Consider the following 630-nt stretch of genomic DNA (forward strand, 5'->3'; position numbering starts at 1 on the left):
ATTCGCAGCCGCAGCTTCGGTGGTATGTTTAGCCCCGTTACATCTTCCGCGCAGGCCGACTCGACTAGTGAGCTATTACGCTTTCTTTAAAGGGTGGCTGCTTCTAAGCCAACCTCCTAGCTGTTTTAGCCTTCCCACATCGTTTCCCACTTAACATACACTTTGGGACCTTAGCTGGCGGTCTGGGTTGTTTCCCTCTTCACGACGGACGTTAGCACCCGCCGTGTGTCTCCCGGATAGTACTTTACGGTATTCGGAGTTTGCAAAGGGTTGGTAAGTCGGGATGACCCCCTAGCCTTAACAGTGCTCTACCCCCGTAAGTATTCGTCCGAGGCTCTACCTAAATAGATTTCGGGGAGAACCAGCTATCTCCCGGTTTGATTAGCCTTTCACTCCTAGCCACAGGTCATCCCCTAACTTTTCAACGTTAGTGGGTTCGGTCCTCCAGTTGATGTTACTCAACCTTCAACCTGCCCATGGCTAGATCACCGGGTTTCGGGTCTATACCTTGCAACTAAGCGCCCAGTTAAGACTCGCTTTCGCTACGGCTACCCTAATCGGTTAACCTCGCTACAAAATATAAGTCGCTGACCCATTATACAAAAGGTACGCAGTCACAGAACAAGTCAC

At 50.6% G+C, this 630-nt stretch carries 1 rRNA gene; it reads right to left on the minus strand.

Annotated elements, in window-relative coordinates:
• Positions 1-630 (minus strand): 23S ribosomal RNA (locus L1070_RS20155); the annotation flags it as partial.

The sequence above is a fragment of the Pseudoalteromonas sp. MMG022 genome (assembly GCF_021654245.1).
Taxonomy (GTDB): Bacteria; Pseudomonadota; Gammaproteobacteria; order Enterobacterales; family Alteromonadaceae; genus Pseudoalteromonas; species Pseudoalteromonas amylolytica.